At 68.7% G+C, this 12,852-nt stretch carries 12 protein-coding genes; 4 read left to right on the plus strand and 8 right to left on the minus strand.

Annotated elements, in window-relative coordinates; translation table 11 throughout:
- Positions 1 to 256: 256 nt before the first annotated feature.
- Entirely contained in the window at positions 257 to 1,465 is a 1,209-nt protein-coding gene (locus Van01_RS22535) for a DUF349 domain-containing protein (RefSeq protein ID WP_204011064.1), read from the plus strand.
- A gap of 425 nt (positions 1,466 to 1,890) precedes the next feature.
- A complete protein-coding gene (locus Van01_RS22540) occupies positions 1,891 to 3,333 on the plus strand; it encodes a pectate lyase family protein (protein ID WP_204011068.1) in 1,443 nt (480 codons plus the stop codon).
- 190 nt (positions 3,334 to 3,523) lie between these two features.
- Here Van01_RS22540 and Van01_RS22545 read toward each other — a convergent pair whose 3' ends face one another.
- From Van01_RS22545 to Van01_RS22550, 3 genes are read right to left on the minus strand one after another with little or no spacing between them, the layout of a single operon-like run.
- The gene (locus Van01_RS22545) at positions 3,524 to 4,315 is read right to left on the minus strand and encodes a hypothetical protein (RefSeq protein ID WP_239099229.1); all 792 of its coding nucleotides are present in this window, start codon (positions 4,313 to 4,315) and stop codon (positions 3,524 to 3,526) included.
- Positions 4,316 to 4,333: 18 nt separating this feature from the next.
- A complete protein-coding gene (locus Van01_RS33205; RefSeq protein ID WP_239099230.1) occupies positions 4,334 to 4,675 on the minus strand; it encodes a helix-turn-helix domain-containing protein in 342 nt (113 codons plus the stop codon).
- Positions 4,672 to 4,830 carry a hypothetical protein gene (locus Van01_RS22550; protein WP_204011162.1) on the minus strand — a complete coding sequence of 53 codons (159 nt, stop codon included), beginning with the start codon at positions 4,828 to 4,830 and terminating at the stop codon, positions 4,672 to 4,674. The genes Van01_RS33205 and Van01_RS22550 overlap by 4 nt, the downstream gene beginning before the upstream one ends.
- A 193-nt stretch (positions 4,831 to 5,023) precedes the next feature.
- Here Van01_RS22550 and Van01_RS22555 point away from each other — a divergent pair, with 193 nt between their 5' ends.
- The gene (locus Van01_RS22555) at positions 5,024 to 5,872 is read left to right on the plus strand and encodes a helix-turn-helix domain-containing protein (protein ID WP_204011070.1); all 849 of its coding nucleotides are present in this window, start codon (positions 5,024 to 5,026) and stop codon (positions 5,870 to 5,872) included.
- Positions 5,862 to 6,050: a DUF397 domain-containing protein gene (locus tag Van01_RS22560; RefSeq protein ID WP_204011071.1), complete on the plus strand. Its 189-nt coding sequence runs from the start codon at positions 5,862 to 5,864 to the stop codon at positions 6,048 to 6,050. The genes Van01_RS22555 and Van01_RS22560 overlap by 11 nt, the downstream gene beginning before the upstream one ends.
- Positions 6,051 to 6,107: 57 nt before the next feature.
- On the opposite strand, the gene Van01_RS22565 is transcribed toward Van01_RS22560, so the two are convergent.
- From Van01_RS22565 to miaB, 5 genes are all read right to left on the minus strand, one after another.
- Complete coding sequence (locus Van01_RS22565; protein ID WP_204011072.1) at positions 6,108 to 7,313, minus strand: tetratricopeptide repeat protein; 1,206 nt, start codon at positions 7,311 to 7,313, stop codon at positions 6,108 to 6,110.
- Entirely contained in the window at positions 7,310 to 9,577 is a 2,268-nt protein-coding gene (locus Van01_RS22570; RefSeq protein ID WP_204011073.1) for a CHAT domain-containing protein, read from the minus strand. The genes Van01_RS22565 and Van01_RS22570 overlap by 4 nt, the downstream gene beginning before the upstream one ends.
- A complete protein-coding gene (locus Van01_RS22575) occupies positions 9,570 to 9,920 on the minus strand; it encodes an effector-associated constant component EACC1 (protein WP_204011074.1) in 351 nt (116 codons plus the stop codon). The genes Van01_RS22570 and Van01_RS22575 overlap by 8 nt, the downstream gene beginning before the upstream one ends.
- The gene (locus Van01_RS22580; protein WP_239099233.1) at positions 9,920 to 11,170 is read right to left on the minus strand and encodes a tetratricopeptide repeat protein; all 1,251 of its coding nucleotides are present in this window, start codon (positions 11,168 to 11,170) and stop codon (positions 9,920 to 9,922) included. The genes Van01_RS22575 and Van01_RS22580 overlap by 1 nt, the downstream gene beginning before the upstream one ends.
- Before the next feature lie 157 nt (positions 11,171 to 11,327).
- Positions 11,328 to 12,845 (minus strand): tRNA (N6-isopentenyl adenosine(37)-C2)-methylthiotransferase MiaB, encoded by a 1,518-nt coding sequence (gene miaB, locus Van01_RS22585; protein WP_204011075.1) that lies wholly within the window; start codon positions 12,843 to 12,845, stop codon positions 11,328 to 11,330.
- Positions 12,846 to 12,852 lie beyond the last annotated feature (7 nt).

Raw genomic sequence — 12,852 nt, forward strand, 5'->3', positions numbered from 1 at the left:
GCAAACTTAGCGGCCCCGGATCACCGCCTGCCGGGTACCGCCCGGACGGACGACCGCTCGTACGTACGCGTACGGGCGAAAGCGGCACGCCGGTCGGATGGCCCAGACGGGCCCTAGGACACCGTATGGTCACGGTCGGCGATAGGCGCTCGACGCGGACCGGGGCGCACCTGTGACAATGCCCGGAGAAACTTGGCTGCGCCGTGGCGGCGCCCGGGAGACTGCTCCCTGGTGCCGGGAGAACGAGGATGGGCACATGAGCGACTGGACTGCCTTCGGACGGGTGGACGCGGACGGCACCGTTTACGTCAAGACCGCCGAGGGCGAGCGGGTTGTCGGATCCTGGCAGGCGGGAGCACCGGAGGAGGGGCTGGCGCACTTCGCTCGCCGCTTCGCCGACCTGGTGACCGAGGTGGACCTGACCGAGGCACGGCTCAAGTCCGGTGCGGCGGACGCCAACCACTCGCTCACCACCATCCGGCGGATTCGCGGCTCCCTCGCCGAGGCCCACGTCGTCGGCGACATCGACGCCCTGGCGACCCGGCTGGACAAGCTCGCCACCGTGGCCGAGGAGAAGGCAGGTGAGGCCCGGGCGGCGAAGGAGGCCGCCCGCGTCGAGGCGCTCGCCCGCAAGACCGCCCTGGTGGAGGAGGCCGAGAAGCTGGCGGCCGAGTCGACCGGCTGGAAGACCGCCGGGGACCGACTCAAGGAGATCCTCGACGAGTGGAAGACCATCCGGGGGGTCGACAAGAAGACCGACGGTGAGCTGTGGAAGCGGTTCGCCGCCGCGCGGGACGGTTTCACCCGCCGCCGGGGTGCCCACTTCGCCTCCCTGGACGCGCAGCGCAAGCAGGCGCAGACGGTCAAGGAGGAGCTGGTCGCCGAGGCCGAGAAGGTCGCCGAATCGACCGACTGGGCGGCTACCGCAAACCAGCTCAAGGACCTGATGACCCAGTGGAAGGCCGCGCCGCGCGCGTCGAAGGAAGCCGAGCAGCGGCTCTGGGAACGGTTCCGCGCCGCGCAGGACGCCTTCTTCAGCCGGCGTAGTGAGGTCTTCTCGGCCCGCGACAACGAGCAGCGCGCCAACCTGGAGCGCAAGCAGGCGCTGCTGGCCGAGGCGGAGGCGCTCGACGTCGACGGCGACCCGAAGGGTGCGCAGGCGAAGCTGCGGGAGATCCAGGCGCAGTGGCACGAGGCCGGTCGGGTGCCGCGCGAGGCGGCGGCCGGGCTGGAGCGGCGGCTGCGCGCGGTCGACGAGAAGGTCCGTGAGGTGATGGACTCGGCCTGGCGGCGCACCACCCGGGAGGACAACCCGCTGCTCGCCCAGATGCGGTCGCAGGTCGCGGAGGCCGAGGAGCGGTTGGCCCGGGCGCAGGCTGCCGGCGACCCCCGGCGGATCAAGGAGGCCGAGCAGGCGCTCGCCTCGAAGCGCCAGTTCCTCCAGTTGGCCGAACAGGCCGGCTGAGTCGCACGTCCGGTGCCCCCGGTTCCCCCTCAGGGGAGTCGGGGGCACCGTCTTTTGCGCAGGTCGGGGCGATGTTAACGTACGACATTTACATCGACGTCGATCTGTGATTATCTGGGGAAAGCGTTTGCCCGCTCGTCGGGCGAGGCACGGGAGCCATTCCGACCAGTTCATCCACCGGCAGGGCGCATCCTGCGACCGCCACGGCATCGCTGCCGCCGGGCACGGCAGCTCCCTTGCCGAGGCGCACCCCCTGCCGACCGCACCGGATGACGCATCCGGGCGACCGCCACGGCCACGCCACCCGTAGTCACCGTGGCCGCCCACGTCACGGACCGGTCCGGGCCGGCCCTGACCGCCGGTCCCGCGGTGCGCCCACCGCGTCACCCGCTCCGTCCCATTTACCGAGGATGAGGAGAACGACCGTGCTTGCAGACGTCAAGCCTCGCCTGACGCGACGGCTGGCGGTGCTGGCCGCGACAGCCGTCGCGCTGCCCGCCGCCGCCGTCGCGGTGATCGTCACCCCGGCCGCTGCGGCGACCGTCGACACCAGCGCCTACTACGTGTTCGTCAACCGCCACAGCGGCAAGGCCATGGACCTCTGGAACTGGTCCACCGCCGACGGCGGTGAGATCCGGCAGTTCACCCGGGCCGACGGCAACAACCAGCAGTTCCAGTTCGTCGACGTGGGCAGCGGCTACTACCAGCTGCGCAACCGGCACTCCGGCAAGGTCGTCACGGTGCCCAACTCGAACGACGGGGTACAGGTCACCCAGGTCACCGCGAGCAGCGACACCAAGCAGCACTGGCGGCTCGCCGACGCCGCGAACGGTGACGTCCGGTTCGTCAACCGGCACAGCAACAAGGCGCTCGACCTGTGGGGATGGTCCACCGCGGACGGCGCGATGATCTCGCAGTACGCCGACCTGGACGGCGCCAACCAGCGGTGGCAACTGGTGCGGCTGGGCGGCGGCACCACTCCCCCGACGTCCAACCCGCCCACCACACCGCAGACCGGACTTGTCGGCTGGGCCACCCAGAACGGCGGCACCTCGGGCGGCGGCAGCGCCGCAACCACCACCGTCACCAGCGCCTCGGCACTGACCAGCGCGCTCAACTCCACGAGCGCAGCGGTGATCCGGGTCTCCGGCACCATCAACTGCTCGGGGATGCTGCGGGTCCGCTCCAACAAGACAATCCTCGGCAACTCCGGTGCCACGATCGCCGGCTGCGGATTCACCATCAACGGTGACCGCAACGTGATCATCCGGAACCTGACCTTCCGGAACTGGGGTGACGACGCGATAAACGTGGAGCAGTCGGCCACCAACATCTGGATCGACCACAACACCTTCACCGCCGGGTACGACGGCGCTGTCGACATCAAGCGCGGCTCGGACTTCATCACCGTGTCGTGGAACCGCGTCTACGGCCACGACAAGTCGATGCTGCTCGGGCACAGCGACGACAACGCCAGCCAGGACGTCGGCAAGCTGCGGGTGTCGTACCACCACAACTGGTTCGACGGCAGCAACCAGCGCCACCCCCGGGTCCGGTTCGGCAACCCGGTGCACGTCTACAACAACTACTACAGCAACGTGCGCGGCTACGGTGTGGCGTCCACGATGAACGCCGGCGTGCTCGTCGAGGGCAACTACTTCGAGAACACTCCCGACCCGTACCACCTGGGTGAGGGCAGCTCCGGCCCGGGCTCGCTGGTGGCCCGCAACAACCACTTCGTCAACTCGGGCAGCGGACAGACCGGCGGCAGCGTGGCCGGCATCCCCTACCCGTACACCCTGGACACCCCGAGCAACGTCAAGTCGATCGTGACCGGCGGCGCGGGCGCCGGCCGAATCTCGGTCTGACCGTAAGGTCAGGGCCCGCACCTCTTCTGGGCCCGCCTGAAATGCGTTGATCATGAGGTTAGCGGCACGCTAGAGATCGAAAACCGCCGCTAACCTCATGATCGGCAAGGTGTTTGACAGGGGTGGGGATCTACTCGTGCTCGCGATGTCGGTCGCTTGCGCGCTGTTCATGTCGGGCGTTGTGGTGGGGTCAGGGTTGACGGGTCAGGCCGACGATGGTGGCCAGGCGCGCGACGTCGGCCGCTGCGGGTCCGCGTTGGATGACCTGGGCGAGGAGAGTACGGGCGACCGGGCGACTGCGGACTTCGGCGGGGGCGATACGGTCGGCGTGCAGCAGGGTTTGCCCAGCCTCGGTGGGGTCGCCGGTGTCGAGGTAGGCGCGGGCGGCGTCGATGAGGTGAGCGGCGCGGTGTTCGGGCGGTAGGCGTCGCCAGCCGTCGCTGCGGATGGTGTGCTCGTGCCGGTGGATGGCTTCGGTGGTGTCGCCGAGGTGATGCGCGGCGAGGGCACGGGCTGACTGGACGGCGGCGCGTCCGCAGCCGGTGTGGTGCGGGTCGCTGCCGCCGATGTGTTTGTCGGCGAGGACGGCGGCGTGGTCGAGCAGGTCGTGGGCGTTACGGCGGTCGCCGCTGCCGGCGGCGGCGAGTCCGGCCTGGAGGTACAGGGTCGCGCGTACGGCAGGGTCGTCTGCGGTGTCCGTCGCGGTGAGGGCGGTGGACAGCGCGAGGTGGTGGTGGCCGAGGGCACGCAGGGCTTGGGTGACGGCGATCGTGGCGGTGGCGGTGAGGGTGGGACCACCGGCGGCGGTGGTGACGGCCCGGTCGGCGGCGAGCCAGGCGAGGTCGGGGTGGTCGAGTTTGACCAGCACGGCGGCGGTGATCCGGTAGGTGGACACCAGCAGGCTGCGGGTGCCGTGGGTGGCGTCGAGCAGGCCGGGTAGCGCGTCGAGCAGATGCGGGTAGCGGGCGTGCTGGTAGCTCATCCAGGCGTGGGCGACCTGCTAGCTGACCTGCTGCGCCGTGACGGTGCGCTGAGGTCGGTCGTGGTAGCGGGCGAGAGCGGCACGAACCCCGTCGACCCCGTCCAGGCTGGGTGCGGTGGGTGAGGTTTGGCGGGGACCGAGGAGCAGATCCGGGTCGAGGCGCAGCACGTCGGCGATCTCCCGGATGACCGAGTAGCGGTCGAGTCGGCGTACGCCTCGTTCGATCTTGTCGACCCAGCTTTTCGACTTGCCGAGCCGGTCGGCGAACGCCTGCTGGCTCATCCCTCGGCGGGCCCGCAGCTCGGCCACCCGCCGCCCGATGGGTTCGGAGTTGTGGTCACGCCGGTGCGGGCGGTTCACCGGCCCCCCTGCACCGACGGCATGGCGTGAGTGGACGCCCCGCAGCGCGGACACCACCGCGACTTCACCCGAAACGCGAACAGCCCGGCCAGGAACCCCAGCAGCACCCCGCTGAGCACCATCATCACCAGCTCGACAACCACGAGCCCGCTCACCTCCCAGCGATGCCTGCGGCACCCATCCCGACGGGGGACGCGCCACAACGGACACGATCTGAATCCATCCCGTTGCTTGAGGTAACCAGAGTTGCGCATCACATGATGCTAAGCAAGTAACTAGCCCATGATCTTCTGCGATCGCACGTGAGTCGGGGCAGGCGAGCCGACTGGATGGATGCAGAATCAAGACATGCCTCGATTCGCGCCCGCGACGCCGCGATCCCGCCGACTCGGCCGAGAGCTGCGCAAGCTCCGTGAAGCCAAAGGGCTGACCGGTGAGGAGACCGCGAAGCTCGTCCGCTGCTCCACGTCCCGGATCAGTCGAATCGAATCCGGCGAGATCAAGCCTCGCGCCGGCGACGTCATGGAACTGCTTGTCACCTACGGCATCCGGATCGACGAAGAACCCGGCACGTCGCTGTTGGAGCTTGCCCGCGACCTGCGCGAAGAGGGATGGTGGCAGCGCCTCGGCGGCAAGTACGCCACCTACATCGCTTACGAGACCGAGGCCGCCGAACTCAAGAACTTCGAGCCGATGCTCGTGCCCGGTCTACTTCAGACCGAACGGTACGCGCGCGAGGTCAACATCATCGGCCGGGAGACCGACCCGGCAACCGTTGAGCAGCGGGTCGTCGCCCGGATGACCCGCCAGGAGGTGCTGCACCGGCAGCCGACCCCGCTGCGACTGCACGCCATCCTGTCCGAGGCGTCCCTGCGGACCGAGGTCGGCGGCCCGGAGGTGCTGCGCGAACAACTGCACCACCTGGTGAAGGTGAGCCAACTGCCAAACGTCACGATCCAGGTGCTCCGCTTCGAAGCTGGCGCACACCTGGCGGACAGCTCCGGCTTCGCCCTGCTCAGCTTCGAGCACGACGACCCTCCGCTGGGTTACATCGAGACCCTGGCCGGTGAGCTGTTCCTCGAGTCGAGCCGCGACCTGGCGCGGCTGTCGGCGGCGTACGACAATCTGAGGATGCTGGCGAGGTCGCCGGCCGAGTCGGTGAAGTTCGTCAAGGAGCTGAGCGAGCATGGAGCGTAACGTCTGGCGCACGTCGAGCCGTTCCGGCAGCAACGGCCAGTGCGTCGAGGTCCGCGACCGAGGCACCGCTGTCGACGTACGCGACTCCAAGGCCCCTGCTGCCGGGACGTTGAGCTTCGCCCCTGCGGCCTGGGGCACATTCGTCAGCGGCATCAAGACGGCCGGGACCCGCCCCTGAGCTGCGGCCGTCCGTGCCGTCTTCGCCGAACTCCAACGCCTGAGCGTCGGCGGTGTTTCAGCCTTGTTCAGGGCTCGGATCAGGTTGCTGAGCGGTTGCCCGTTCCTGGCGTAGTTGTTCGAGCATGGCAGTCTCGGCTGCGTTCGGTTGGCCTATCTGGCGCTCAAGGTCGACTACGAGTTCGAGCTCGCCGATCGCCTCGTCGAGATGCCCTACGTCGCGATGAATCATCGCGATGTTGTATCGAGTGGCGGCTTCACCGACGCGGTCGCCGACCTCACGCCGGATGGGTAGAGCCTGCTCGTAATAGGTGAGAGCCTGCCGCCGATCCCCAAGCCCCGCATACACACGGCCGATGTTGTTCAAGGTGACGGCCTCGCCAGCACGGTCACCCACCTCCCGCCGAATGGATAGCGCCTGCTCGTAGAAGTTCAGGGCCAGCCGCAGATCCCCCAGCCCGGCATACACGGCACCGATGTTGTTCAAGGTGACGGCCTCGCCAGCACGGTCACCCACCTCCCGCGCGATGGGTAACACACGCTCGTAATAGGCCAAAGCCCGCCGCCGATCCCCCAGCTCGATATACACGCGACCGATGTTGTTGAGGGTGGTGGCCTCCCCAGCACGGTCACCCACCTCCCGCGCGATGGGTAACACCCACTCGTAATAGGCCAAAGCCCGCCGCCGATCCCCCAGCCCGGCGTAAACGAGACCGATGTTGTTGAGGGTGGTGGCCTCCCCAGCACGATCACCCACCTCTCGCAGAATCGGTAGCGCCCGCTCGTAGAAGGTCAGAGCCTGCCGCCGATCCCCCAGCCCGGCGTACACACCGCCGATGTTGCTAAGGGTGACGGCCTCCCCACCACGGTCACCCACCTCCCGCATAATCGGTAGCGCCCGCTCGTAGAAGGTCAGAGCCTGCCGCCGATCCCCCAGCCTGTTGTATGCGAGACCGATGCCGGTGAGGGTGGCGGCCTCGTTGGCGTGGTCATCGGCCGCGCGGTACAAGCGCAGGGCCTGCTTGTAGCTGTCCAGAGCCTGCCGTGGCCTCCCAGTGGCGGACTGGGCCCACCCCAGGTCATAGAAGGCACCGGCGTCCGGGCCCAGGGTCAGGGTCGCGGTCGCGAGGGCCTCGGCATCGGCGAATCGGGACGTGCGCAGCCACACTTTCGCTACCCGATCACCGACATAGCGGGCGATCACCGGCTCCCGGCCAGCCACCGCCAGCCGGTGCACCTCCACCCACTGGGCGAGGGTGGTCATGACGCGTGCTCGGTCGTGGCGGGCTCGGTGATCCAGAGTGCGTAGAGGGATCGTGCGGCGGCGGCGCAGGCCTGGGTGTATTCGTCGCCGGTGAGGAGGGGGCGGATGAGCGGGCGCAGCACGTTGGAGACGTAGTAGCGGGGTTTGCGGGTTTCCGGGTCGGTGCCTTCCTCCATCAGGCCGAGTTGGACGGCGCGTGCGATGTGATCGGTGGCGTCGGGGTGTTCGTGGACGGCGTGGACGGTGTCGGCAGGGACGGGGAGTTCGACGACGTTGACCTTGGCGAGCATCTTCTGCAGCTCGGCGGGTTGGGAGCCCAGAAGGTTCTTGGCGAGGATGGTTTCCCGGCGGAATCGGTCGGCTGTGGCCTCGATGGCGGTGATGAGGCCGTCGATGTCGAGGCCGGGGGCGGCGACGATCCGGTCGAGCCAGTCGAGCAGCCGAGGGTTGCCGGCTGCGGCCTCGATGGCACGTTGGCGGATGTCGGGGTCGACCGGGGAACCGGGGCGCAGGTTGGGCAGGTTCGCGAGTTTCTTGGCCTGCTCGGTGTCGGTGAGGGTTTCCAGTGACTCGATGACCATGCGGGTGCCTGCGGGTGCGGGGAGGCGGTAGCGGCTGGTGATGATGACCCGGCTGAGGCTGCCGGTGTCGCGGATGGCCGTCAGCAAAGCCGGGAGGATGTCGGCCGCCTCCGGGGACAGCACGTGCCCGCCGTCGCGTTCATCGAGGTTGCCGTCCTCGAAGTCGTCGAACACGAACAGACAGGGAGTCTGCCCGAGAGGGCCGTTGACGTGCAGCAGGTGGCGCAAGCGAACCAGGAGGGGAGCCTCGGTGGTGTCGAGCAGCTTTGTCGCTTCGATCTGCTGCTCCATCGTCGGGAAGTCGACCTTGGCGGTGAGTTCCCGGAACTTGGGCAGGTCGACGCGGCCGTACCAGACGACACGCTGGTGGGTGGGCATGCGTTCCAGCAGCCGAGAGGCGAGGCTGCTCTTCCCGAGACCGCCCATACCAGCCAGGACCAGGGCCTGCACCGCGCCGTCGCCACCGTGCGGTTGTTTGAGGGTACGCAGGCAGCGCTGGATGACCCGCCGTCGTCCGACGAACGCGGCGCGGGAGGCGACCCGGGAGAGTTGAGTCTGCGGGTCCAGGAATTCCTGGTCAGCGGGGAGGATCTGGATCAGGGCCCGTCCCGGGTGGTTCCGGGGCGTGACCATGGGGGCGAGTGGGGATCTGTCGGCGTAAACGCGCAGCAGATGCCAGTTGCCGCGCTTGCTCGCGTACAACTGCTGGCGGGCCTCGACCACGGCCCGGTCGAGGGGCTGCCCGGCAGCCAGCGATCGGTAGAGTTCGGCGGCGAACTCGGTCGCGGAGACGTCACCGACCGGCAGCGCCCACCCCAACACGACAGGGGCACCCGCGCGGACCAGGCTCTCACTCATCGACGGAAACGCGCCCCCGCTTGGGGCGCTGGCGGTCAGGCAACCGGAGACGAACACCAGGCGGGGCCAGCGCCCGCCCAACGCCTGGGCGATCTGGTCAGCGGTGGCATGGGCGCGCCCACCGAACTCGTTCTCCACCAGGAAGACGGGCTGGCCGTCCGAGCCGACGTTGGCGTGGCCGCTCAGATGCAGGACGTCGAAGTACCCCGCGCCGTGGTCGAGACTGACGAAGCGAAGACCCTCCAGCGTGCCGCTTTCTTCCACCACCAGTTCCGCTCCGGTGCGGGTGGTGGCGTCCAGGATGGCCGCCTCCTCCGCTTCGTAACCGAGCACCGGCTCGACACCCTCGGGGGAGGTGGCCATGAACAGCACCCGCAGCGGCCGGTTCTCGGGCTTGACCTGGTCCTTGAGCGCCGCGTTGGTGCCGATGGACCGCACCGGCAGCAGCGGCGCACTGGTGGAGATGGTCAGATACGAGCCGCCTGCGGCGAGCAACTCCCAGGGCAGATGCCGCAGCCGTTCCGCCGCGGTGATGCGCAGCGTGCTGCCGGGCGGACGGCCCAGGACCGGGGTCAGCCACCGCTCATCGCCGTCGAGAAAGTCAGCCAGCTTCGCGCCGAGATCACGTAGCTGCGGCGCACCGAACACCTCCTGCGCGACCGCGTGCTGGCTGTAGTCGCGTTCCACCATCCCGATCAGTCGGTCGATCGTCGCCTTGTCCAGGCCACGGGTCTTCGGTGGGCCGCCACCTGTCGACAGGCGCAACTCGGAATAGTCGGAGGTCTGCTCGAAGACTTCCAATTCGTACGTGCGCAGCTCAGCCATTGTGGTTTCCGTCCTCAGCCTGCCGCGATTCGATCTGCTGGAACGCGATCTCCAGCTCGCCACTGCTGACATCGGACAGCTTGACCCGGGTGCCGTCGCTGAGCAGGATAGTGACGCTGACGTTCTTCGGGCGGCGGGAGTGCCACCAGTCCCAGATCGTCTTGGCCGTGGCGACCCCGCCGAACACCAACCCGATGACCGCGATCACCAGCTCTGCGGAACGCCGCACCTCGACCGGCGACACCTCATCACCAGGCCCGGCCTTAGCGGCCAAAGCGCCACGCAGCTCCGCAGCCCAACGCGCGGCGTCCGGCCCTGACACCTCAAGTACGGCAGTTCCCACTATCTATCCCTCCCTTGTTGCTCAAGCTCGACGAGGAACGCTCGCATGCCGTCTAAGCTTGGATGGCTCGTTTCATCGGCCAGCGCCACCGCTCGGCGCTGGTACTCGATGGCATCGGCCACTCGCTCCAACCGCAGCAGTAGGACGGCCATGTTGAAGCTGACCGTGGCCTCCAGTCCGCGATCGCCGACGGTGCGGAGGACCTCAAGAACTTCGCGCAAAGCGTCCCTGGCCCCATCGAGATCGCCCTCCTGAAACCGGATTGAAGCGATGTTGTTGAGGGTGACGGCTTCGCCAGCACGGTCACCGACCTCCCGCCGAGTGGATAGCGCCTGCTCGTAGTAGGTAAGGGCCTGCCGCCACTCCCCGAACCCGGCGTACACGTGACCAATGTTGTTCAGGGTGACGGCTTCGCCAGCACGGTCACCGACCTCCCGCCGAGTGGATAGCGCCTGTCCGTAGTAGGTAAGGGCCTGCCGCCACTCCCCGAACCCGGCGTACACGTGACCAATGTTGTTCAGGGTGACGGCCTCGCCAGCACGGTCACCCACCTCCCGCGCGATCGGTCGCGCCTGCTCGAAATAGCCCAGAGCCTGCCGCCGATCCCCAAGACCGTCATACACACCGCCGATGTTGTTCAGGGTGACGGCTTCGCCAGCACGGTCACCGACCTCCCGCCGGATGGGTAACGCCTGCTCGTAGTAGGTAAGGGCCTGTCGCCACTCTCCGAGCCCGTCGTATGCGAGACCAGTGTTGTTCAGGGTGACGGCCTCGCCAGCACGGTCACCGACCTCCCGCAGGATGGGTAATGCCTGCTCGTAGTAGGTAAGGGCCTGCCGCCGATCCCCGAGTCTGTTGTACGCGAGGCCGATACTGGTAAGGGTGGCGGCTTCGTTGGCGTGGTCATCGGCCGCGCGGTACCAGCGCAGGGCCTGCTCGTAGCTGTTCAGGGCGGGCCGGGGTCGACCGGTGGCGGATTGGGCCCACCCCAGGTGATAGAAGGCTCCGGCGTCTGGGCCCAGGGTCAGGGTCGCGGTCGCGAGGGCCTCGACATCCGCGAACCGCGACGTGCGCAGCCACACCCTCGCCACCCGAACCCCGACGCGCCGGGCGATCGCGGACTCCCGGCCAGCCACCGCCAGCCGGTGCACCTCCACCCACTGCGCGACCGTGGCAGCCGACCGTGAGCGAGTCAAAAGATCCTCCACACCGGCCAGCACGATACGGCCGGCACCAATTCGGAAGACCACAACGACCAAGATCTGACACCACGGAACCGTCGAAATAGGACGGAGCGGGGAGGTGGAGGCCACGGCGGCGGGTTCGACCACCGCAGCTACCAGCGGGTTCAGGCGAGGATGACCGCCTGCCGGCAGGCGCTTGAGCCTGGAGACAGGCCGACCTGGCTCAGGGCGAGACCGCGCAGCCGGTCGTCGGCTCGGGCGCCGCAGCCGGCGCGCCGATCGTGGGCAGCCCCAACAGCACCCCGGGGGTACGTGGCGAACGACCCGCCTCAGCCGCGTCGCCGGCCCGGGTGCGGCGGTGCGACAGCGGCGCTCCGTCGGCGTTGAGGTGGTGCGGTGCGGCGTAGGTGATCGTGGTGTGCACGATGTCGCCGGGCCGGATCGTGCCGGCAGCGCCAGGTCCACCGGCGTCACCGGTGGCGAAGTGCACCAGGCGGCCGTCGCGGGCCCGGCCCGACATCCGGCCGGTGCGCTCGTCCTTGCGGCCCTCGCCGACGGCGACAAGCACCTCGACCGTCTCGCCGACGAGCTTGCGGTTCTCCGCCCAGGTGATCTCCTCGACGCAGGCGATCAGCCGCTCGTACCGCTCCTGCACGACAGGCTTGGGCAGCTGGCCGTCCATGCTCGCGGCCGGGGTGCCGGGGCGCTTGGAGTACTGGAAGGTGAAGGCGGAGGAGAACCGCGCCTCACGGACCACGTCCAGGGTGCGCTCGAAATCCGCCTCGGTCTCGCCGGGGAAGCCGACGATGATGTCGGTGGTGATCGCCGCGTCGGGCATGGCGGCGCGGACCTTCTCGATGATGCCCAGGTACTTCTCCGACCGGTACGAGCGGCGCATCGCGCGCAGCACGTCGTCGGAGCCGGACTGCAACGGCATGTGCAGTGAAGGGCAGACGTTCGGCGTCTCGGCCATCGCCGCGATCACGTCGTCGGTGAAGTCCTTCGGGTGCGGGCTGGTGAACCGGACCCGCTCCAGCCCGTCGATCTCGCCGCAGGCGCGCAGCAGCTTGCCGAAGGCGTACCTGTCGCCGAACTCGACGCCGTAGGAGTTGACGTTCTGCCCGAGCAGGGTCACCTCCAGCACGCCCTCGTCGACGAGCGCCCGCACCTCGCTGAGGATGTCGCCGGGTCGCCGGTCCTTCTCCTTGCCGCGCAGCGACGGCACGATGCAGAAGGTGCAGGTGTTGTTGCAGCCCACCGAGATCGACACCCAGCCGGCGTAGGTCGACTCGCGGCGGGTCGGCAGCGTCGACGGGAAGACGTCGAGGGCTTCGAGGATCTCCACCTCGGCGGCGGCGTTGTGCCGGGCGCGCTCCAGCAGCACCGGCAGCGAGCCGATGTTGTGGGTACCGAAGACCACGTCCACCCAGGGTGCCCGGCGGACGATGTCGCCGCGGTCCTTCTGGGCCAGGCAGCCACCGACGGCGATCTGCATGCCCGGGTGCCGGTTCTTGACCGGACGCAGGTGACCGAGGTTGCCGTACAGTCGGTTGTCCGCGTTCTCGCGGACCGCGCAGGTGTTGAACACCACCACGTCGGGGGTGTCCTCGGCCTCGCCCGCGCGGACGTAACCCGCCTGCTCCAGCAGGCCGGAAATGCGCTCGGAGTCGTGCACGTTCATCTGGCAGCCGTAGGTGCGCACCTGGTAGGTGCGCGGGCCGCCCGCCGCTGCGGTAGTCATGACGTGC

Origin of the sequence: Micromonospora andamanensis (assembly GCF_016863495.1) — a bacterium.
Lineage (GTDB): Bacteria > Actinomycetota > Actinomycetes > Mycobacteriales > Micromonosporaceae > Micromonospora > Micromonospora andamanensis.

Bases quoted from the DNA above. Each gene is read 5' to 3' on its own strand.
- Van01_RS22535 (WP_204011064.1), top strand. From the start codon at position 257: ATGAGCGACTGGACTGCCTTCGGACGGGTGGACGCGGACGGCACCGTT.
- Van01_RS22545 (WP_239099229.1), bottom strand. From the start codon at position 4,315: ATGAGCTACCAGCACGCCCGCTACCCGCATCTGCTCGACGCGCTACCC.
- Van01_RS22555 (WP_204011070.1), top strand. From the start codon at position 5,024: ATGCCTCGATTCGCGCCCGCGACGCCGCGATCCCGCCGACTCGGCCGA.
- Van01_RS22560 (WP_204011071.1), top strand. From the start codon at position 5,862: ATGGAGCGTAACGTCTGGCGCACGTCGAGCCGTTCCGGCAGCAACGGC.
- Van01_RS22565 (WP_204011072.1), bottom strand. From the start codon at position 7,313: ATGACCACCCTCGCCCAGTGGGTGGAGGTGCACCGGCTGGCGGTGGCT.
- Van01_RS22570 (WP_204011073.1), bottom strand. From the start codon at position 9,577: ATGGCTGAGCTGCGCACGTACGAATTGGAAGTCTTCGAGCAGACCTCC.
- miaB (WP_204011075.1), bottom strand. From the start codon at position 12,845: ATGACTACCGCAGCGGCGGGCGGCCCGCGCACCTACCAGGTGCGCACC.